The organism is Streptomyces sp. NPDC006872, assembly GCF_040635845.1.
Taxonomy (GTDB): Bacteria; Actinomycetota; Actinomycetes; order Streptomycetales; family Streptomycetaceae; genus Streptomyces.
This window is the reverse complement of sequence record NZ_JBEYIL010000001.1, coordinates 284,322-303,498: the sequence shown is the minus strand read 5'-3', so window position 1 is coordinate 303,498 and position 19,177 is coordinate 284,322. Positions and strand designations below refer to the sequence as shown.

Below are 19,177 nucleotides of genomic sequence, written 5' to 3'. Positions count from 1 at the left end.
CCTGTCACGCATTCAGGTCACGCATTCAGATCACGCATTCACGTCACAGATGCACGTCACACATTCACATGGACGCATTTCACATGGACGCATTCATATAGACGCGGGGAACCCGCACTCCGATGCGCGTGACGATCTCGTATCCGATGGTTCCGGCCGCCTGCGCCCAGTCCTCCGCCGTCGGCTCGCCGTGGTCGCCGGGTCCGAAGAGGATCGCCTCCGCGCCCGGCTCGGGTTCGTCGCCGCCGAGGTCGACGACGAACTGGTCCATCGCGATGCGCCCGGCGGCCGTCCGCCATTTGCCGCCGACCAGCACCGGTCCGGTGCCGGAGGCGTGCCGGGGAACGCCGTCCGCGTAGCCCAGGGGGATCAGGCCGAGGGTGGTCTCGCCCGGGGTGACGTAGTGATGGCCGTAGCTGACGCCGTGCCCGCCCGGGACGTGCTTCACCAGGGCCAGCGAGGCCGCGAGGGTCATCACCGGACGCAGCCCGAAGTCGGCGGAGGAGCCCAGCTCGGGGCTGGGCGAGACGCCGTACATGGCGACGCCCGGCCGGACGAGGTCGAAGTGGCTCTCCGGGAGCGTGAGCGTGGCCGGGGAGTTGGCGATGTGCCGCACCTCGGGCCGGACGCCCTGCCGCTCGGCCTGCGCCACCATCTCCCGGAAGCGGCCGAGTTGGGCCGCGACGGAAGGATGCCCGGGTTCGTCGGCACAGGCGAAGTGCGACCAGAGCCCGGTGATCCGAACGGTTCCCTCCCCCTCGGCGAGGAGCGCCTGCGCGACCAGCTCGGCCCAGTCGGCGGGCTGGCACCCGCCCCGTCCGAGCCCGGTGTCGGCCTTGAGCTGAACCCTGGCCGCCCGCCCGGCGGCCCGCGCCCCTTCAACGGCCTCCCGCAGGGCCCAGAGCCCACTGACGGAGACGTCGAGATCCGCCTCGACCGCCTCCCGCCAGGGCCCGCCCGGAGTCCACAGCCAGCACATGATCCGGACGTCCGCCGGCAGCCCGCCGTCGGCCCGCAACGCCAGCGCCTCCTCGGGCGTGGCGGTGCCCACCCACGTCGCGCCGGCCTCGACGGCCGCGCGGGCGCAGGCGGCGGCGCCGTGCCCGTAGCCGTCCGCCTTCACCACGGCCATGAACGCCGCGCCCGGCGCCTTCGCGCGCAGCGTGCGCACGTTGGCCCGCAGCGCGGCCAGGTCGATCTCGGCACGGGCGCGCATCGGGGCAGCGGGCGGCTTGGCGTTCTCACTCATCGTGCCCAGTGTCTCAGAGGCCTCGGACAGCCCCCGTATTCAGCCCGTGCAGGTGTTGTTCCCTCCGCCCGTCCGGGGCCGCCTCCGGGGGAGTTCGAGGACGAGGCCCGCTACCCCCGCACATCCCGCCAGGCCGCCGGCAACGCCTCCGCGACGTCATGCGCCCGCACCGGCGCCCCGTCCGCCGCGAACCGCCCCGCCAGCCCGTGCAGATACGCCCCCACGCTCCCCGCGTCCAACGCGCTCAACCCCGCCGCGAGCAACGACCCCGCAAGCCCGGACAGCACGTCCCCGCTCCCGGCCGTGGCCAGCCAGGGCGTCCCCGTCGCGTTCACCCGCACCACGCCGGCGCCCCCCGCCTCCGCGACCAACGTCGTGGAGCCCTTCAGCAGCACGGCAGCCCGATAGCGCGCCGCCAGCTCCCGCACACTGCTCAGCCGAGCCCCCTCCACCTCCTCCCGGGCCACCCCCAGCAGCGCGGCCGCCTCCCCCGCGTGCGGCGTCATCAGCGTGGGCGCGCTGCGCCCCCGCACCGCGTCGACGTCCGCCAGCCGCAGCCCGTCCGCGTCGATCAGCACCGGCACGTCGGCGGCAGCCGCCAGCACCTCCGCCACCGCCCCCGCGTCGTCCCCGGCGCCCGGCCCGACGACCCACGCCTGCACCCGTCCGGCCTGCTTGGGCCCCTGGTCGGAGACGAGCGTCTCGGGGAACCGCGCGACGACCGCGTCCCCGGCCGGCCCGACGTACCGCACGGCCCCCGCGCCGCCGCGCAGCGCGCCCGCGACGGCCAGCACGGCGGCCCCCGGGTACCGGGCCGACCCGGCGGCGATCCCGAGGACCCCCCGCCGGTACTTGTCGCTCTCGCCGCCCGGCAGCGGCAGCAGGTCGGCCACCTCCGCGTGCTGCAAGGCCTCCAACTCGGGCCGCACGGGCAGTGCGTCCCCCAGCCCGATGTCGACGAGCCGCACCGACCCGGCGTACTCCCGCGCGGGATCGATCAGCAGCCCCGGCTTGTGCGTGCCGAAGGCGACGGTGAGGTCGGCGCGGATCGCGCTCCCGCGCACCTCACCGGTGTCGGCGTCGACGCCGCTGGGCAGATCGACGGCGACGACGGCGGCCCGGGACCCGGCGACCAGCTCGGCCAGTGCGGCCGCGTCCGGCCGCAGCCCGCCCCGGCCCCCGATCCCGACGATCCCGTCGAGCACGAGGTCGGCGCGCCGCACGACGTCGTCGGCGCCGCCCGGGGCGACCGTGCGCCCGCCCGCCCACCGCAGGGCCGCCAGCCCGCCGGCATGCGTCCGTTCGGGCGCGAGCAGCACCGCCGTGACGCCGGCCCCGCGCCGGGCGAGCCGGGCCCCGGCGTACAGGGCGTCGCCCCCGTTGTCCCCGCTGCCGACCAGCAGCACGATCCGCCGCCCGTACACCCGTCCCAGCAGATCCGCGCAGGCGGCGGCGAGCCCGGCGGCGGCCCGCTGCATGAGGGCCCCTTCGGGAAGCCCGGCCATCAACTCCCGCTCGGCGCGGCGGACGGTCTCGACGCAGTAGGCAGTACGCATGGGGCGAGTCTCCCCCGGCTTCCCCCGCCACCGCACGCGCTCGACTCAGCCTTCGGCCACCATCGCTCGGCCTTAGACCACCGCCACTCGGCCTTCGACCACCATCGCTCGGCCTTAGACCACCGCCACTCGGCCTTCGACCACCATCGCTCGGCTTTCGACCACCGCCACTTGGCCTTCGGCCAGCACCACTCAGCCTTCGGCCACCACCACCGCCGAAGCGACCCCCGCGTCATGACTCAACGACACATGCCAGCTCCGCACGCCCAGTTCGGCCGCCCGCGCGGCGACACTCCCCCGCACCCGCAGCCGGGGCCGCCCGCTGTCCTCGACATAGACCTCGGCATCCGTCCACAGCAGCCCGGGCGGCGCCCCCAGCGCCTTGGCCAGGGCCTCCTTCGCCGCGAACCGCGCCGCCAGCGAGGCGACGCCCCGCCGCTCCCCGCTCGGCAGCAGCAGCTCGCTCTCCAGGAACAGCCGTTCGGCCAGTGCGGGCGTCCGCTCCAGCGACGCCGCGAACCGCTCGATCTCGGCCACGTCGATACCGACCCCGATGATGCTCATGCCGAGCACCCTAAGGCCGCTCTGTCACAGCCTGCTGCTAGCCTGCGGCGACTTGATCAAGCAGGCTTTCACCGCCGCGCGCCCTGGGGGGCCAGCCCGCGCGCCGCGGACAGTGACGCCAGGGGGCGGAGGCATGACCAGCACGACCAACGGCACACCCATGAGCTCGGGCGGGGGCTCGGGCTCTTCGGGGCCGACATTCGACCCGTACGACAACACACCCGAGCTGATCCCGCTGCGCACCGCCGCGCAGGCCGGGGACTGGCCCGCCGTCCGGGCCTTCTTCGCGGGCCTCGGGTCGGTCGACCAGCTCACCTCGGCCTCCGCCCTCCTCGCCGACACTCCCGGCGTCGAGAACTTCCTGGAGCGGGCCGCCGCCGAACTGCCCGGCGACCCGCTGCCGCGCACCCTGCTCGCCGAGCGGTATGTCTTCATCGGCTGGGACATCCGCAGCGGCGCCCGCGCCAAGTACGTCTCGCAGGACCAGTTCGGCCAGTTCCACGACTGGCTGCGGCGGGCCGAGCAGATCCTGATCGAGGTGTGCGCCGAGCAGCCCGCGTACGCCCCCGCCTGGACGGCCCGACTGCTGACCGCGCGCGGTCTGCAGCTGGGCCAGGCCGAGGCGCGCCGCCGCTACGACCGGCTCGCCGCCCACCACCCGCACCACTACCGCGCCCAGATGCAGCTGCTCCAGCAGCTGTGCCCGAAGTGGAGCGGTTCCTGGGAGGCGGCGCACGGCTTCGCCCGCGAGTGCGCGACCGCCGCCCCCGACGGCTCCAACTCCGGCGCGATGGTGGCCCTGGCCCACATCGAGCACTGGCTGGACCTGGACAGCGGCGAGGACGCGGCCTACCTGCGGGGCGTGCCGGTCCGCGACGACCTGCGCAACGCCGCCCAGGTGTCCGTGCTGCACCCGGACCATCGGCCCGACTGGAACTCGATCGGCGCGCACAGCGCGTTCGCGTTCGCCTTCTCGGTCGGCGGCCACTTCGCGGACGCGGCCCCGCACTTCGCCTTCCTCGGCGACCGGGCGTCCGAGTTCCCCTGGCAGTACCTGCCCGACCAGAAGTCGGCGTTCCTCAAGTTCCGCAAGTCCGCGCTGGCGAGCCAGGGAGGCAGACAGCTGTGACCACCGACCTGCACGACGACGGCGCCGCGGACGCCCTCGGCACCGCCGACGCCCTCGCCGCCCTCACCGGCCTGGTCTCGCACACCAGCACCGACGGCATCCCCACCCTCTACGCCCCGGCCTCCGGCAACGAGATCACCGCCGGTCTCTTCTTCCGGGTGGGCCGCGCCGACGAGACCCTGGCCACCTCCGGCCTCACCCACCTCGTCGAACACCTCGCCCTGCACCGCCTCGGCCTGTCCGACCTGCACTACAACGGCGCGACGGCGAACGCCTACACCCTCTTCCACGTCCACGGCAGCGAGGCGGAGGTCGTCGAGTACCTCAACAGCGTGTGCGCGGGGCTGCGGGACCTGCCGATGGAGCGGCTGGAGACCGAGAAGGAGATCCTGCGCACCGAGGCGGCCGGCCGCGGCGGCGGCCCCCAGCAGCAGCTGCCGCTGTGGCGGTACGGCGCCCAGGGCTACGGCCTGACCAGCTACAACGAGCTCGGCACCTGGAGCCTGACCCCGGACCAGGTGCGCGACTGGGCCCGGACCCGCTTCACCAGGGACAACGCGGTCCTGTGGATCACCAGCGACCATGTCCCCGAAGGCCTGGACCTCACCCTCCCGCAGGGCTCACGGCTGCCCGCGCCGGCCCCGACCAGCGCCCTGCCGGTCACCCCCGCCTTCATCGGCGGCGACGACGGCCATGTGGTCCTCACCTCGGTGCTCCGCCGCTCCACCGCGGCCAGCGTCTTCGCGGACGTCCTCGGCCGGGCCCTCTTCCAGGACCTGCGCCAGGAGGGCGGCTACTCCTACTCCGCGGAGGCCGACTACTCCCCGCGCGACGCCGACTTCGCCACCCTCACCGCATACGCCGACGCCCTCCCGCAGAAGCAGGACGCGGTCGTCGGCGGCTTCGTCGACACCCTCGCCCGGCTGCGCGCGGGACGCATCGAGCAGGCCGAGCTGGACTCCGCCCGCGGCAAGATCCTCAAGATGTACGACACGCCCGACCTCGCCGCGGCCGCGCTCCCCTCGTACGCGCTGAGCCTGCTGCTCGGGCACCGCGTCCTCACCCCCGAGCAGCACCGGGCCGAGCTGGACGCGGTGACGGTGGACGACCTGCGCGAGGTCGCCCGGGAGACCTGGGCCGGGGCGCTGCTCCAGGTGCCGGGCCGGGGCGTCGACTGGGCGGGCTGCACCCTCGCCCCGCAGTTCTCGACGGACTCCGTCACCGGCACCCGCCACCAGTCCCTGGAGGACGAGGACGTCACCCTGGTCATCGGCACGGAGGGCGTGAGCCTGCTGACCCCGAGGGGTCCGATCACCGTCCGCTACGCCGCCTGCTCGGCGATGACCGCCCGCCCCGACGGCGCCCGCGGCCTCACCGGCCACGACGGCTTCTCGGTCAACGTGGAGCCGACCCTGTACCGGGGGGTGACCCCGGAGCGCATCGCGGCCCTCGACGCGGCCGTCCCGGCGGCGGCGGTGGTGCGGATGCCGGCCCGGGCCCCGGAGCAGATCCCCCAGCCCCGCAAGCGGTCGGCCTCCGGCGGCCGGAGCGGCGGCGGCAACGCCCGCTCGACCTGGGCCTGGACCACCGCGCTCTGGCTCGTGGGCCTGCTCGCGGCGGCCTGGGGCCTGCTCTGCGCGGTGATCACCTCCGAGGAGGCCTCGGCCGCGAACCCGGAGTGGGACGCGGTGGTAGGCGTCTGGATCATGGAGATCCCGCTGGCCTTCGCCACCTGGAAGCTGTACACGGCCCGCAGGCAACGCCGCCGGTCCTGACGAGCGGGCGGGGCGCCCTCGCCCTACAGGCACCCAGGCGCCCCGCCCGCTCGACCGTCACCGACTACTCCCCCGGCACCGCCTACTCGACCGTCACCGACTTCGCCAGGTTCCGCGGCTGATCCACCTCGTTGCCTCGCGCGGTGGCGAGCTCGCACGCGAACACCTGCAACGGCACCGTCGCCACCAGCGGCTGGAGCAGAGTCGGGGTCACCGGAATCCGGATCAGATGGTCGGCGTACGGCGCCACCGCCTCGTCCCCCTCCTCCGCGATGACGATCGTGCGCGCGCCCCGCGCCCGGATCTCCTGGATGTTGGACACGATCTTGTCGTGGAGGACGGACCGCCCCCGGGGCGAGGGCACCACCACCACGACCGGCATGTCCTCCTCGATGAGGGCGATCGGACCGTGCTTCAGCTCACCGGCGGCGAACCCCTCCGCATGCATGTAGGCGAGCTCCTTCAGCTTGAGCGCACCCTCCAGCGCGACCGGGTATCCCACGTGCCGCCCCAGGAACAGCACGGTGTCCTTCCCGGCGAGCGACCGCGCCAGCTCCCGCACCGGCTCCATGGTCTCCAGCACCCGCTCGACCTCATGGGAGATCCGCGCGAGGTCCCGCACCACGGCCCGGATCTCGTCCGCCCACTTGGTGCCGCGCACCTGGCCGAGGTACAGCGCGACCAGATAGCAGGCGACCAGCTGCGTCAGGAACGCCTTGGTGGACGCGACGGCCACCTCCGGCCCGGCGTGCGTGTAGAGCACCGCGTCCGACTCACGGGGGATGGTCGAGCCGTTGGTGTTGCAGATCGCCAGCACCTTGGAGCCCTGCTCGCGGGCGTGCCGCAGCGCCATCAGGGTGTCCATGGTCTCGCCGGACTGCGAGATGGCGATGACGAGCGAGCGTGGGCCCAGGATCGGATCCCGATACCGGAACTCACTGGCCAGCTCCACCTCGCACGGGATCCGCGTCCAGTGCTCGATGGCGTACTTGGCGATCAGACCGGCGTGGAAGGCCGTGCCGCAGGCGACGATGACGACCTTGTCGACCTCCCGCAGCTCGGAGGCCGGGATCCGCACCTCGTCGAGGGTCAGCGCACCGGAGCCGTCGATCCGGCCCAGCAGGGTATCGGCGACCGCCTTGGGCTGCTCGGCGATCTCCTTGAGCATGAAGTAGTCATAACCCCCCTTTTCCGCAGCCGACGCGTCCCAGTCGACGTGGTACTCCCGGACCTCCGCCGGCAGCCCGTCGAACCCGGTGACGCTCACTCCGTCCCGCCGCAGCTCGACGACCTGGTCCTGGCCCAGCTCGATCGCCGACCGCGTGTGGGCGATGAACGCGGCGACGTCCGAGGCGAGAAAGGCCTCGCCCTCTCCAACGCCCACCACGAGCGGCGAGTTCCGCCGCGCGCCGACCACCACACCGGGTTCGTCGGCATGCACCGCGACCAGCGTGAACGCCCCCTCCAGCCGCCGGCACACCAGGCGCATCGACTCCGCCAGATCGGAGGTCGCGGAGAACTCCTCGGCGAGCAGATGCGCGACGACCTCGGTGTCGGTCTCGGAGCCCAGCTCGTGCCCCCGCTCGGCGAGTTCGTCCCGCAGCAGGGCGAAGTTCTCGATGATCCCGTTGTGCACGACGGCGACCCGCCCGGCGTTGTCGAGATGCGGATGGGCGTTCGCATCGGTCGGCCCGCCGTGTGTGGCCCACCGTGTGTGCCCGATTCCCGTCGGCCCGGTCGGCAGCGGTCGCGCCCCGAGCTCCTTCTCCAGATTGACGAGCTTGCCCGCCTTCCTGGCGGCGGCGAGCCCGCCGTCCGCCAGAACGGCGACTCCCGCCGAGTCGTACCCCCGGTACTCCAGCCGTTTCAGCCCGGCCATGACGACCTCTAGCGCCGACTGAGACCCCACGTATCCCACGATTCCGCACATGCGCGGCAGCCTACGACCGAACCCCGCCCCGAAAGAGCCTCCGCGTGCCCGATTTCGGAAATTCTGCTGGAGTTCCATGGACGTGACGGAGCCCACCCGCCATCCCGTTCAAACTCCGTTAACAATGGACTGTGATCTCTCCGGTCTCCTCGATGCCCCGGAGCGCCCACCGGCACAGGCCGGAGGCGACTCCTTACGTCGACCTCACCCGCCCCGAGTGGAGCGCGCTGCGTGAGAAGACGCCGCTGCCGCTGACCGCCGAGGAGGTCGAGAAGCTGCGCGGCCTGGGCGACGTCATCGACCTCGACGAGGTGCGCGACATCTATCTCCCGCTGTCCCGCCTGCTCAACCTCTACATCGGCGCCACCGACGGCCTGCGCGGCGCCCTGAACACCTTCCTCGGCGAACAGGGCTCCCAGTCGGGCACCCCGTTCGTCATAGGGGTCGCCGGCTCCGTGGCCGTCGGCAAGTCGACGGTCGCCCGCCTGCTGCAGGCCCTGCTCTCCCGCTGGCCGGAACACCCCCGCGTGGAACTGGTCACCACGGACGGCTTCCTGCTCCCCACCAGAGAACTGGAAGCCCGCGGTCTGATGTCCCGCAAGGGCTTCCCCGAGTCCTACGACCGCCGCGCCCTGACCCGCTTCGTGGCCGACATCAAGGCAGGGAAGGACGAGGTCACCGCCCCCGTCTACTCCCACCTGATCTACGACATCGTGCCGGACCGCAAGCTCACCGTCCGCCGCCCCGACATCCTCATCGTCGAGGGCCTCAACGTCCTGCAGCCCGCCCTGCCCGGCAACGACGGCCGCACCCGCGTCGGCCTCGCCGACTACTTCGACTTCAGCGTGTACGTCGACGCCCGTGTCGAGGACATCGAGCGCTGGTACCTCAACCGCTTCCGCAAACTGCGCGACACGGCGTTCCAGGACCCCTCCTCGTACTTCCGCAAGTACACCCAGGTCTCGGAGGAGGAGGCCCTCGACTACGCCCGCACGATGTGGCGCACCATCAACAAGCCCAACCTGGTGGAGAACATCGCCCCCACCCGAGGCCGCGCCACCCTGGTGGTCCGCAAGGGCCAGGACCACAAGGTCCAACGCCTGAGCCTGCGCAAACTCTGACGCCGGATTCCGACGGCTACCCTGCCCCCATGCTGCACCTGCGCCTGATCACCCCGTCCGACAGCACCGACGACGTCGTCCGGCTGATCGAGCGGACCGTCGGCACCACCCACCTCGTGGTGCTGACGGGCGCGGCCCGCAACCCGGTCGGCGATGTCGTCCTGTGCGATGTGGCACGCGAGGCGGGCGACGAACTCCTCACCGGGCTACAGGAGTTGGGCCTCGACAAAACGGGCTCGATCGCCGTGGAGAACATCGACCTGTCGCTGTCCCGGCGCGCCGACAAGGCCGAGGCGGAGGCGCCGGGCGAGGGCGCCGACGCGGTCCTGTGGGAGCACCTCACGGACGCCACCCACGAGGAGTCGACGCTCTCCGTCACCTACGTCGCCTTCATCACCCTGGCCACGATGATCGCGGCCTGCGGTGTGGTCCTGGACAGCGCGATCCTGGTCGTGGGCGCGATGGCCGTCGGCCCGGAGTTCGGCCCCCTGGCCGGCATCTGCACATCGATCGTGCAGCGCGCCCCCCGCCTGGCCCTGCGCTCCCTGATCGCCCTGCTGGTCGGCTTCGCCGTGGCCATCGCCGTGACGGTCGGCTTCAGCCTCTTCATGGACGGCCTGGACCTGTTCAGCAAGGAGCAGTTGGAGGCGGACCGCCCCCAGACCGGCTTCGTCTACGCCCCCGACGCGTTCTCGTTCATCGTGGCCGTCCTGGCAGGAGCCGCCGGCACCCTCTCCCTGACGTCGGCGAAGTCCGGCGCCCTGGTCGGCGTGGCCATCTCGGTGACGACAGTCCCGGCCGCAGCCAACGCCGCCGTAGCCCTCAGCTACGGCGACACGAAGCAGACCTGGGGCTCAACAGAACAACTCCTACTGAACCTACTGGGCATCATCCTGGCAGGCACCCTGACCCTGCTGGCCCAGAAGTACTTCTGGGCAAGACAACGCCGGTCGAGTCAACCCACCTAGGGGCGCGGGGCTCTGCTCGATTTGCGGCTCCGCCGCGTGGGCGCGACAAGCCACGAAGCACCCGCACCCCGCAACGCACAGAACCCCCACCCCGAACCCGGCACCCGCACCCGCACCCCGGCGGCTAGCCGAGCGCGGACTTCACCACATCCGCCAACCGCCCCGCAACAGACCGCGCCTGCTCGATGTCCGCGGCCTCGACCATCACCCGCACCAACGGCTCGGTCCCGGAAGGCCGCAGCAGCACCCGCCCGGTGGCCCCCAGCTCCCGCTCCGCCTCGGCGACGGCGACGGCGAGCTCGGCGGAGTCCCCGACCCGGGACCTGTCGACGTCAGGCACATTGACCAGCACCTGAGGCAGCCGCTCCATCACCGAGGCCAGCTCCCGCAGCGACTTCCCGGTCTCGGCGACGCGCGCCGCCAGCATCAGGCCCGTCAGCGTGCCGTCACCGGTCGTCGCGTGATCGAGGATGATCACGTGCCCGGACTGCTCGCCGCCCAGCGCGTACCCGTGCTCCTTCATCTCCTCCAGCACATACCGGTCGCCGACGGCGGCCTGCACCAGCTGGATCCCCTCGCGCTCCATGGCCAGCTTGAAGCCGAGGTTGGACATGACGGTCGCGACAACGGTGTCCGAGCGCAGCACGCCCCGCTCCCGCATGGCCAGGGCCAGCACGGAGAGGATCTGGTCGCCGTCGATCTCCTCGCCGGTGTGGTCCACCGCGAGGCACCGGTCCGCGTCGCCGTCGTGCGCGATGCCGAAGGCGGCCCCGTGCTCGATGACCGCGTCCTTCAGCTTGCCGAGGTGCGTGGACCCGCAGCCGTCGTTGATGTTGAGCCCGTCCGGCTCGGCCCCGATGGTGACGATCTCCGCGCCGGCCCGGGTGAACGCCTCGGGCGACACCCACGCGGCCGCGCCGTGCGCCTCGTCGAGGACGACCTTCAGCCCGTCCAGCCGGTTCGGCAGGACGGCGATGAGGTGGGCGACGTAACGGTCGAACCCTTCGTCGTACGAGCGGACCCGCCCGACGCCGCTGCCGGTCGGCCGCTCCCAGGGCGCTCCGGTGCGGTGCTCCTCGTAGACGGACTCGATGCGGTCCTCGAGATCGTCGGCGAGCTTGTGACCGCCGCGGGCGAAGAACTTGACGCCGTTGTCGGGCATGGCGTTGTGGCTGGCGGAGAGCATCACGCCGAGGTCCGCGCCGAGCACACCGGTGAGATAAGCGACGGCGGGCGTCGGCAGCACGCCGACCTTCAGCACGTCGACGCCCGCACTCGCCAGGCCGGCCACCACGGCGGCCTCCAGGAACTCCCCGGACGCACGCGGGTCCCGTCCGACGACGGCCACCGGCCGGTGCCCCTCGAACGTGCCCGCCTCGGCCAGCACGTGCGCCGCGGCGACGGACAGGCCAAGAGCCATCTCCGCCGTCAGATCCGCGTTGGCGACACCGCGCACGCCGTCCGTGCCGAAGAGTCGTCCCACTTGTCCTCCTGAGGAAGCGTCAGTTTCAAAAGCCGTGCGGGGCGCGCCGGATGGCCGTCCGGTCTGCGGCGGCTCCCACAGTCCGACATCCCGCATTCAGGCATTGCATGCCCTGAACATCCGATCACACAAGCCTTTGAGCACCTTGTGCCGTTATACGCCCAGAACTGCGAGAAAACGAACGCCCCGGCGACACTGTGGCGTGCCGCCGGGGCGTTCGGAGTACGTGGGGTCGGACCGAACCGGCCCGACCCGGTATACGTACGAGCAGGCAGCGAAGCTTAACGCTTGCTGTACTGCGGGGCCTTGCGGGCCTTCTTGAGACCGGCCTTCTTGCGCTCGACCGCACGGTCGTCACGCGTGAGGAAGCCGGCCTTCTTGAGCGCGCCGCGGTTGTTGTCCACGTCGGCCTCGTTCAGCGCACGGGCGACACCGAGACGGAGCGCACCGGCCTGACCCGAGACACCGCCGCCGGAGATCCGGGCGACGACGTCGTAGCGACCCTCGAGCTCGAGGACCTTGAACGGCTCGTTGACTTCCTGCTGGTGCACCTTGTTCGGGAAGTAGTCCTCGAGGGTGCGACCGTTGATCTTCCACTTCCCGGAGCCCGGAACGATCCGGACGCGGGCGATGGCGTTCTTGCGACGGCCCAGGCCGGCGGCCGGCTGGGGCTCGCCGAAGCGGGAGGCCAGGGACTCCGAGGTGTACTCACCCTCGACGGGGACCTCGGACTCGGTGGTGTAGCTGTCGATGTCGACGAGCTCGGTCTCTTCGAGCGGCTGCTCGGCAGTGGTCTCGGCCACGGTTCTCCTCAGATTCTCTTCAGCTTGGGGGTGTGGCCGGAATTACTGCGCGACCTGGGTGATCTCGAACGGCACAGGCTGCTGTGCCGCGTGCGGGTGCACGTCACCCCTGTAGACCTTCAGCTTCGAGAGCATCTGACGGCCGAGCGTGTTCTTGGGGAGCATGCCCTTGACGGCCTTCTCGACGGCCTTCTCCGGGTTGTTCGCCAGCAGGTCGTCGTAGCGCACGGAGCGCAGACCACCCGGGTACCCGGAGTGGCGGTAGGCCATCTTCTGGGTCCGCTTGTTGCCGGAGAGGTGCACCTTGTCGGCGTTGATGATGATGACGAAGTCACCGGTGTCGACGTGGGGCGCGTAGATCGGCTTGTGCTTGCCTCGCAGAAGGGAGGCGGCAGTGGTGGCGAGACGGCCCAGGACGATGTCCTGAGCGTCGATGACGTGCCACTGGCGCGTCACATCGCCGGGCTTGGGGCTGTACGTACGCACGGTTCGTAGCCTTCGCTTCTTCAGTGAATGGTCCTGACAAGGTCACCGAAGACGATCGACAGCCCTGACCGCACTGCGGTGACGCATACCGCGTGCTGGTCGCATGTCATCGGCCCGGTGGACCGGTGTAAGGGCCCGTCCCGTGAGAAGAGCAAGCCAATACACAACGAAGAAGCAGAATACCCGCGTCTCGGGGGCCTGGTCAAAACGAGCCCCGCGACCACCGGAAACGGCCTTCCGGAGTGGCCCGCGCCACACCCTGAGCGGCGGCCTGGGGAAATGCCGCACCAACCACCCGGAGATGTCGTCTTTGCCCGCACTCACGGCCGCTCACGCCCGGAACGCCAGGGGCTCCAGCGCCTGTTGGGGCGCAACACGACACGCCGATGCCCGTCTAAGATGCGCCCCATGAGCTATGGGCAGGGGGGACCTCAGTCCCAGTGGGATCCGTGGAAACCGAACTCCCAGCAGCCGTGGACCACCGGCGATGACGGCCGGACCCCGGACTGGGCCGCGCTCGCCGAGGCGTCCGAGACGCGCAACAAGCGCCGTCGGGTGTTCTTCATAGGCGGGGGCGCGCTCGCCACGATCGCCATCGGCACCGCCGTGGCCATGGCCGTGGTCTCGGCGAACGGCAGCGACGAGGCGAACAAGCCCACCTCCTCACTGCCCGCGACCGCCGATCTGCCGAGCGCGTCCACCACCCCGTCCTTCGCGCCGACCAGCGCCCCGCCCCCGCTGGACCCGAAGGAGTTCGTCTCCAGCAAGGCCAAGGACACCGCCCCCAACGGCCCCGACCTCCTCTTCCCCGGCACCCAGCTGACCATGGGCTCGGCCGTGTACAAGAAGGGCCCGAAGGCCGACAGCACCACGTGCACGACGGGCGCGGGGGGCACTCTCCCCACCGTCCTCACCGCCAACGGCTGCACCCGCATCATGCGGGTCACGTACACCAAGGACGGCATCGCGACCACGGTCGGCGTGGCCGTCTTCGACACCGAGGCCCAGGCCCTCAAGGTCAAGAGCCAGTCCGACGACAAGAGCATCGTCAAGGCCCTCACCGGCGGGGACGTCAAGGCCTTCTGCAACGGCGCGATCTGCCGCTCGACGACCAACTCCTACGGCCGGTACGCCTACTTCACGATCACCGGCTTCGCGAACGGCAAGGACGTGACCACGAAGGACACGGCCGTCTTCACCGCGGGTGACGACCTCGCCGAGTTCGCGTTCCAGCAGATCCGCCGCCGCGGCGAGGCCCAGGCCTCCGCGGCCGCCAACAGCTGACGCCTTCCCTCCAGGGGCCGGCTCAGCAGCAGCCGGCCCCCGGCAGCGTCCGCTTGTTGCGCGCCTCCTTGTTGCGCGCGGCGAGCAGCTCGTCGGCCGGGTAGCCGACCTCCTCCAGCGTCAGCCCGTGCGGCCGCACGACATGCACGGCGGAGTCCCGCACCCCCGCGGCCAGCACCTTCCCGGGCCACTCGTCCCCCCGGTGCCCGTCCCCCACGAACAGCAACGCGCCGATCAACGACCGCACCATGTTGTGACAGAACGCATCGGCCCGAACGGTCGCGGTGACGATCCCGTCGTCCCCCCGCACCAGACTCAGCTCCTGCAGGGTGCGGATGGTGGTCGCCCCCTCCCGCCGCTTGCAGTAGGCGGCGAAGTCGTGCTCGCCGAGCAGCCTGCGCGCCGCCTCGTTCATGGCGTCGACGTCGAGGGGCCAGTCGTGCCAGAGGACGTGACTGCGCAGCAGCGGATCGACACCGCCCGGATCGTCGGTGACCCGGTACGCGTACCGCCGCCAGATCGCCGAGAAGCGTGCGTTGAACCCGTCCGGCGCCTCGGTGAGGGACCAGATACGGACATCCTTGGCGAGCCGCCCGGCCAGCCGCTTGAGCAGCTTCTCCCGGTGCTCGGCCCAGAGTCCCTCCGGCAGATCGACGTGCGCCACCTGCCCGCGCGCGTGCACCCCGGCGTCCGTCCGCCCGGCCACGGTCAGCTCGTACGTCGTGTCCTTCGACCGCGTGACGGTCCGCAGGGCGTCCTCGATCTCCCCCTGCACGGTCCGCCGGCCGCCGGCCTGCTTGGCCCACCCGGAGAACCCGCTCCCGTCGTACGACAGGTCCATCCGCACCCGTACGAACCCGGGCTGTACTTCGTCACTCACCCCTAGATCCTCTCAAGCCTGCATCCTGCGGAGAACGCGGAACGGGCCCGCCCCCGAGGGGCGGACCCGTTCACTGCAAGGCAGAGCCTCAGGCGTCCTTGGACTCCCCGGCCGGAGCCTCGTCCGCGACCTCTTCGGCAGCGGGCTTGGCGTCCTCGACGACCTCGTCCTTCTTGAGGGCGTCTTCCTTGACCGCACGCTTGGTGGCAGCCTCGGCCTCACCCGTGGCCTGCTGCGCGACCGTCAGCGCCTCGACCAGCTCGATGACAGCCATGGGCGCGTTGTCGCCACGACGGTTACCGATCTTGGTGATACGGGTGTAGCCACCCGGACGGTTCTCGTAGCGCGGGCCGATCTCGGTGAAGAGCGTGTGCACGATGCTCTTGTCCGTGATCACCTGGAGCACCTGACGGCGGTTGTGAAGGTCGCCCTTCTTCGCCTTGGTGACCAGACGCTCGGCGTACGGACGCAGCTTGCGCGCCTTCGCCTCGGTGGTGGTGATACGACCGTGCTCGAAAAGCGCCTTCGCGAGGTTCGCGAGGAGCAGCTTCTCGTGCGCGGCGCTGCCGCCCATACGGGCACCCTTGGTGGGCTTCGGCATGATGTCTCTCCTAGGGTGTCTGCCCCGGCCGTATCAGGTACCGAGGTCAGTATCCGAGCAGGCGGTTACCTGTCGGAGATCCAGGCCCCCGAAGGGGCCTGGAAGGGGCGCGGGGCGGTGCCAATATGCGACTCCGTCGCGTGGGCGCGACCAGCCACAGCCGGTCCGCAGACGCAGTACGGCCTCCCCGCGGAGCGCTCAGTACTGCTCGGTCTCCACGAAACCGGCGTCCGCGTCGTCATCGGCGCCGAACGCGTCAGCCGCAGCGGTCGGGTCGAATCCGGGCGGGCTGTCCTTGAGGGCCAGGCCCATGCCGGCCAGCTTCGCCTTGACCTCGTCGATCGACTTCGCACCGAAGTTGCGGATGTCGAGCAGGTCGGCCTCGGAACGAGCCACGAGCTCACCCACGGAGTGGATGCCCTCACGCTTGAGGCAGTTGTACGACCGAACGGTGAGCTCGAGCTCCTCGATCGGCAGCGCCAGATCAGCGGCCAGGGCTGCGTCCGTCGGGGACGGACCCATGTCGATGCCCTCGGCGTCGATGTTGAGCTCACGGGCCAGACCGAACAGCTCGACCAGCGTCTTACCGGCGGAGGCCATGGCGTCACGCGGACGCATCGCCTGCTTGGTCTCGACGTCGACGATCAGCTTGTCGAAGTCGGTGCGCTGCTCGACACGGGTCGCCTCGACCTTGTACGTGACCTTGAGCACCGGCGAGTAGATCGAGTCGACCGGGATGCGCCCGATCTCCTGACCGACCTGCTTGTTCTGCACCGCGGAGACGTAACCGCGACCGCGCTCGACGGTCAGCTCCATCTCCAGCTTGCCCTTGCCGTTGAGCGTGGCGAGGACCAGGTCGGGGTTGTGCACCTCGACACCGGCCGGAGGCGCGATGTCGGCGGCGGTGACCAGACCCGGACCCTGCTTGCGCAGGTACATCACAACCGGCTCGTCGTGCTCGGACGACACGACGAGCTGCTTGATGTTGAGGATCAGGTCGGTGACGTCCTCCTTGACGCCCGGCACGGTGGTGAACTCGTGCAGCACGCCGTCGATCCGGATGCTGGTGACAGCGGCGCCGGGGATCGAGGAGAGGAGGGTACGGCGGAGGGAGTTACCGAGGGTGTAGCCGAATCCCGGCTCCAGCGGCTCGATCACGAACCGGGAGCGGAACTCGTCAACGACCTCTTCGGTCAACGAGGGACGCTGAGCGATCAGCATGTTGCGATCCTTCTGTCAGGGACGCCCGCTATTTGACGTCCTGATATGTGACAAGGGTACGGGCGATACGACCCGAAGGAGCCGTACCGCCCGAAAACCTCAGCCCGACAAGCAGCCGTGCGTCAGACGCGGCGACGCTTGGGCGGACGGCAGCCGTTGTGCGGGGTCGGGGTGACGTCCTGGATGGAGCCGACCTCGAGGCCCGTGGCCTGCAGGGAGCGGATGGCGGTCTCACGACCGGCGCCCGGGCCCTTGACGAAGACGTCGACCTTGCGCATGCCGTGCTCCTGCGCGCGACGGGCAGCCGACTCGGCGGCCATCTGCGCGGCGAACGGCGTGGACTTGCGCGAGCCCTTGAAACCGACGTGGCCGGCGGAGGCCCACGAGATCACGTTTCCGGCCGGGTCCGTGATGGACACGATCGTGTTGTTGAACGTGCTCTTGATGTGCGCCTGGCCGTGCGCGACGTTCTTCTTTTCCTTGCGGCGCACCTTCTTGGCAGCGCCCTGACGACCCTTGGGGGGCATCTACAAACTCCTACGGGGAGGTGGTCGGTCCTACAGCGAAGACCGCTGATGAAGCGTTGTCCGCTGAGGACTACTTCTTGCCCGGCTTCTTCTTGCCGGCGATGGCGCGACGCGGGCCCTTGCGGGTACGAGCGTTCGTGCTGGTGCGCTGACCGCGGACGGGCAGACCACGACGGTGACGGAGACCCTGGTAGCAGCCGATCTCGACCTTGCGGCGGATGTCGGCCTGGATCTCGCGACGGAGGTCACCCTCGGTCTTGATGTTGGCGTCCACGTACTCGCGGATCGCGACGAGCTGCTCCTCGGAGAGGTCGCGAACGCGGGTGTTCGGGTCGACGCCGGTCGCTGCCAGCGTCTCCTGGGAGAGGGTCCGGCCGATGCCGAACACGTAGGTGAGGGCGACCTCCACGCGCTTTTCGCGCGGGATGTCGACACCGGAAACGCGTGCCATTCAATGGCTCCAGTTGATCTTCGGAGGTCTTCCGCAGAACCGCCTCCCATCCGCCGTCCTCCCCTTCGGGGATTTGGTACGAAATGGGTCCCCGGCCTCCGAGCCGGGGGTATCAGGCGCAGAAAAACGCCTGGGTCCTGCGTATGAACAAATTCAGCTCGCGTCGCGCGAAGTCTCTGCGATATCGATGCAGAGGGTGTGATCTGTCTGCGATCAGCCCTGGCGCTGCTTGTGGCGCGGGTTCTCGCAAATGATCATGACCCGACCGTGACGGCGGATCACCCTGCACTTGTCGCAGATCTTCTTGACGCTCGGCTTGACCTTCATGGGGTGAGGTTCTCCGGGTCAGTTGCCGACAACCCTGCCCGCCCACCAAGGCGCACAGGGACATGGGCAAGATCTACTTGTACCGGTAGACGATCCGGCCACGCGTCAGGTCGTACGGAGACAGCTCCACCACGACCCGGTCGTCAGGGAGGATACGGATGTAGTGCATACGCATCTTGCCGCTGATGTGTGCCAGGACCTGGTGGCCGTTCTGGAGCTCGACCTTGAACATGGCGTTCGGAAGAGACTCGACGACAGTGCCCTCGATCTCGATGGCACCTTGCTTCTTGGCCACGCTTCGCCCTTCGAATCGACTACCTTGATCGACTCCCACGCTTTCCCTAATGGGCGCATGCGGACATGCGGGTGCACGAGAGCCGACGAGTCAGTCTACGTCAGCGCACCCGGAAAGACGAATCGGGAAAGCCTGCCCCACGAGGGTGATCCTTAAGCGATGTAAGCCCGGCCCAGCACAAATCAGCCCGTCCGGCGCTTGAGGACGAGGCCGTCCGGGCCGAAAGGGGGGTCCGGGGGCACAGCCCCCGGAGACGGGACGGAAGGGCCTCAGCCCAGCGGATCCGGCGCCGCCACGACCCCGTGCTCCGCCAGCTTCGCCTTGCCCCCGACCAATCCTCGACGCCGCTCTCGCGGGCTCGGCGCCGGGGCGCCTCACAAGCTTCAAGCGGCTGCGCCGCCCTCCGACCGGCGGCACGGGCGCAGGTCTTCGTCAGCCCAGCGGATCCGGCGCCGCCACGACCCCGTGCTCCGCCAGCTTCGCCTTGCCCCCGACCAATCCTCGACGCCGCTCTCGCGGGCTCGGCG

At 70.6% G+C, this 19,177-nt stretch carries 19 protein-coding genes; 5 read left to right on the top strand and 14 right to left on the bottom strand.

Annotated features, from left to right (window positions below):
• Positions 1-79 precede the first annotated feature (79 nt).
• The 3 genes from alr to ABZ725_RS01480 form a co-directional block, all read right to left on the bottom strand.
• Entirely contained in the window at positions 80-1,249 is a 1,170-nt protein-coding gene (gene alr, locus ABZ725_RS01490; protein ID WP_358800803.1) for an alanine racemase, read from the bottom strand.
• A 110-nt stretch (positions 1,250-1,359) separates the two neighbouring features.
• Entirely contained in the window at positions 1,360-2,805 is a 1,446-nt protein-coding gene (locus ABZ725_RS01485) for an NAD(P)H-hydrate dehydratase (RefSeq protein ID WP_358800802.1), read from the bottom strand.
• Between the two features lie 192 nt (positions 2,806-2,997).
• Positions 2,998-3,369 carry a holo-ACP synthase gene (locus ABZ725_RS01480; protein ID WP_358800801.1) on the bottom strand — a complete coding sequence of 124 codons (372 nt, stop codon included), beginning with the start codon at positions 3,367-3,369 and terminating at the stop codon, positions 2,998-3,000.
• Between the two features lie 133 nt (positions 3,370-3,502).
• Here ABZ725_RS01480 and ABZ725_RS01475 point away from each other — a divergent pair, with 133 nt between their 5' ends.
• Positions 3,503-4,498, top strand: coding sequence for a hypothetical protein (locus ABZ725_RS01475; RefSeq protein WP_358800800.1), 996 nt, complete (start codon positions 3,503-3,505; stop codon positions 4,496-4,498).
• Complete coding sequence (locus ABZ725_RS01470; protein WP_358800799.1) at positions 4,495-6,273, top strand: insulinase family protein; 1,779 nt, start codon at positions 4,495-4,497, stop codon at positions 6,271-6,273. The genes ABZ725_RS01475 and ABZ725_RS01470 overlap by 4 nt, the downstream gene beginning before the upstream one ends.
• A gap of 82 nt (positions 6,274-6,355) precedes the next feature.
• On the opposite strand, the gene glmS is transcribed toward ABZ725_RS01470, so the two are convergent.
• The gene (gene glmS, locus ABZ725_RS01465; RefSeq protein WP_358800798.1) at positions 6,356-8,203 is read right to left on the bottom strand and encodes a glutamine--fructose-6-phosphate transaminase (isomerizing); all 1,848 of its coding nucleotides are present in this window, start codon (positions 8,201-8,203) and stop codon (positions 6,356-6,358) included.
• 131 nt (positions 8,204-8,334) lie between these two features.
• Here glmS and coaA point away from each other — a divergent pair, with 131 nt between their 5' ends.
• Positions 8,335-9,324: a type I pantothenate kinase gene (coaA, locus tag ABZ725_RS01460; protein WP_358800797.1), complete on the top strand. Its 990-nt coding sequence runs from the start codon at positions 8,335-8,337 to the stop codon at positions 9,322-9,324.
• A 29-nt stretch (positions 9,325-9,353) separates the two neighbouring features.
• The gene (locus ABZ725_RS01455) at positions 9,354-10,292 is read left to right on the top strand and encodes a DUF389 domain-containing protein (RefSeq protein ID WP_358800796.1); all 939 of its coding nucleotides are present in this window, start codon (positions 9,354-9,356) and stop codon (positions 10,290-10,292) included.
• Between the two features lie 124 nt (positions 10,293-10,416).
• On the opposite strand, the gene glmM is transcribed toward ABZ725_RS01455, so the two are convergent.
• The 3 genes from glmM to rplM form a co-directional block, all read right to left on the bottom strand.
• Positions 10,417-11,775 carry a phosphoglucosamine mutase gene (gene glmM, locus ABZ725_RS01450; protein ID WP_358800795.1) on the bottom strand — a complete coding sequence of 453 codons (1,359 nt, stop codon included), beginning with the start codon at positions 11,773-11,775 and terminating at the stop codon, positions 10,417-10,419.
• A 281-nt stretch (positions 11,776-12,056) separates the two neighbouring features.
• Positions 12,057-12,578 carry a 30S ribosomal protein S9 gene (gene rpsI / locus ABZ725_RS01445; RefSeq protein ID WP_351903752.1) on the bottom strand — a complete coding sequence of 174 codons (522 nt, stop codon included), beginning with the start codon at positions 12,576-12,578 and terminating at the stop codon, positions 12,057-12,059.
• Between the two features lie 42 nt (positions 12,579-12,620).
• The gene (gene rplM / locus ABZ725_RS01440; RefSeq protein ID WP_358800794.1) at positions 12,621-13,064 is read right to left on the bottom strand and encodes a 50S ribosomal protein L13; all 444 of its coding nucleotides are present in this window, start codon (positions 13,062-13,064) and stop codon (positions 12,621-12,623) included.
• Between the two features lie 408 nt (positions 13,065-13,472).
• Here rplM and ABZ725_RS01435 point away from each other — a divergent pair, with 408 nt between their 5' ends.
• On the top strand, positions 13,473-14,348 hold the full coding sequence (locus ABZ725_RS01435) for a hypothetical protein (protein WP_358800793.1): 876 nt from the start codon (positions 13,473-13,475) through the stop codon (positions 14,346-14,348).
• A 22-nt stretch (positions 14,349-14,370) separates the two neighbouring features.
• Here the strand turns inward: ABZ725_RS01435 and truA are convergent, their stop codons facing one another.
• The 7 genes from truA to infA form a co-directional block, all read right to left on the bottom strand.
• Positions 14,371-15,228, bottom strand: a complete 858-nt coding sequence (gene truA / locus ABZ725_RS01430; RefSeq protein WP_358800792.1) for a tRNA pseudouridine(38-40) synthase TruA — start codon at positions 15,226-15,228, stop codon at positions 14,371-14,373.
• Between the two features lie 88 nt (positions 15,229-15,316).
• On the bottom strand, positions 15,317-15,829 hold the full coding sequence (gene rplQ / locus ABZ725_RS01425) for a 50S ribosomal protein L17 (RefSeq protein WP_351903764.1): 513 nt from the start codon (positions 15,827-15,829) through the stop codon (positions 15,317-15,319).
• Positions 15,830-16,027: 198 nt separating this feature from the next.
• Positions 16,028-17,050, bottom strand: a complete 1,023-nt coding sequence (locus ABZ725_RS01420; RefSeq protein ID WP_003966937.1) for a DNA-directed RNA polymerase subunit alpha — start codon at positions 17,048-17,050, stop codon at positions 16,028-16,030.
• A 122-nt stretch (positions 17,051-17,172) separates the two neighbouring features.
• A complete protein-coding gene (gene rpsK, locus ABZ725_RS01415) occupies positions 17,173-17,577 on the bottom strand; it encodes a 30S ribosomal protein S11 (RefSeq protein ID WP_010354218.1) in 405 nt (134 codons plus the stop codon).
• A 70-nt stretch (positions 17,578-17,647) separates the two neighbouring features.
• A complete protein-coding gene (gene rpsM, locus ABZ725_RS01410) occupies positions 17,648-18,028 on the bottom strand; it encodes a 30S ribosomal protein S13 (protein WP_020132619.1) in 381 nt (126 codons plus the stop codon).
• Positions 18,029-18,241: 213 nt separating this feature from the next.
• A complete protein-coding gene (gene rpmJ / locus ABZ725_RS01405; RefSeq protein WP_004984509.1) occupies positions 18,242-18,355 on the bottom strand; it encodes a 50S ribosomal protein L36 in 114 nt (37 codons plus the stop codon).
• A gap of 73 nt (positions 18,356-18,428) precedes the next feature.
• A complete protein-coding gene (infA, locus tag ABZ725_RS01400; RefSeq protein ID WP_003948620.1) occupies positions 18,429-18,650 on the bottom strand; it encodes a translation initiation factor IF-1 in 222 nt (73 codons plus the stop codon).
• Positions 18,651-19,177: the final 527 nt, after the last annotated feature.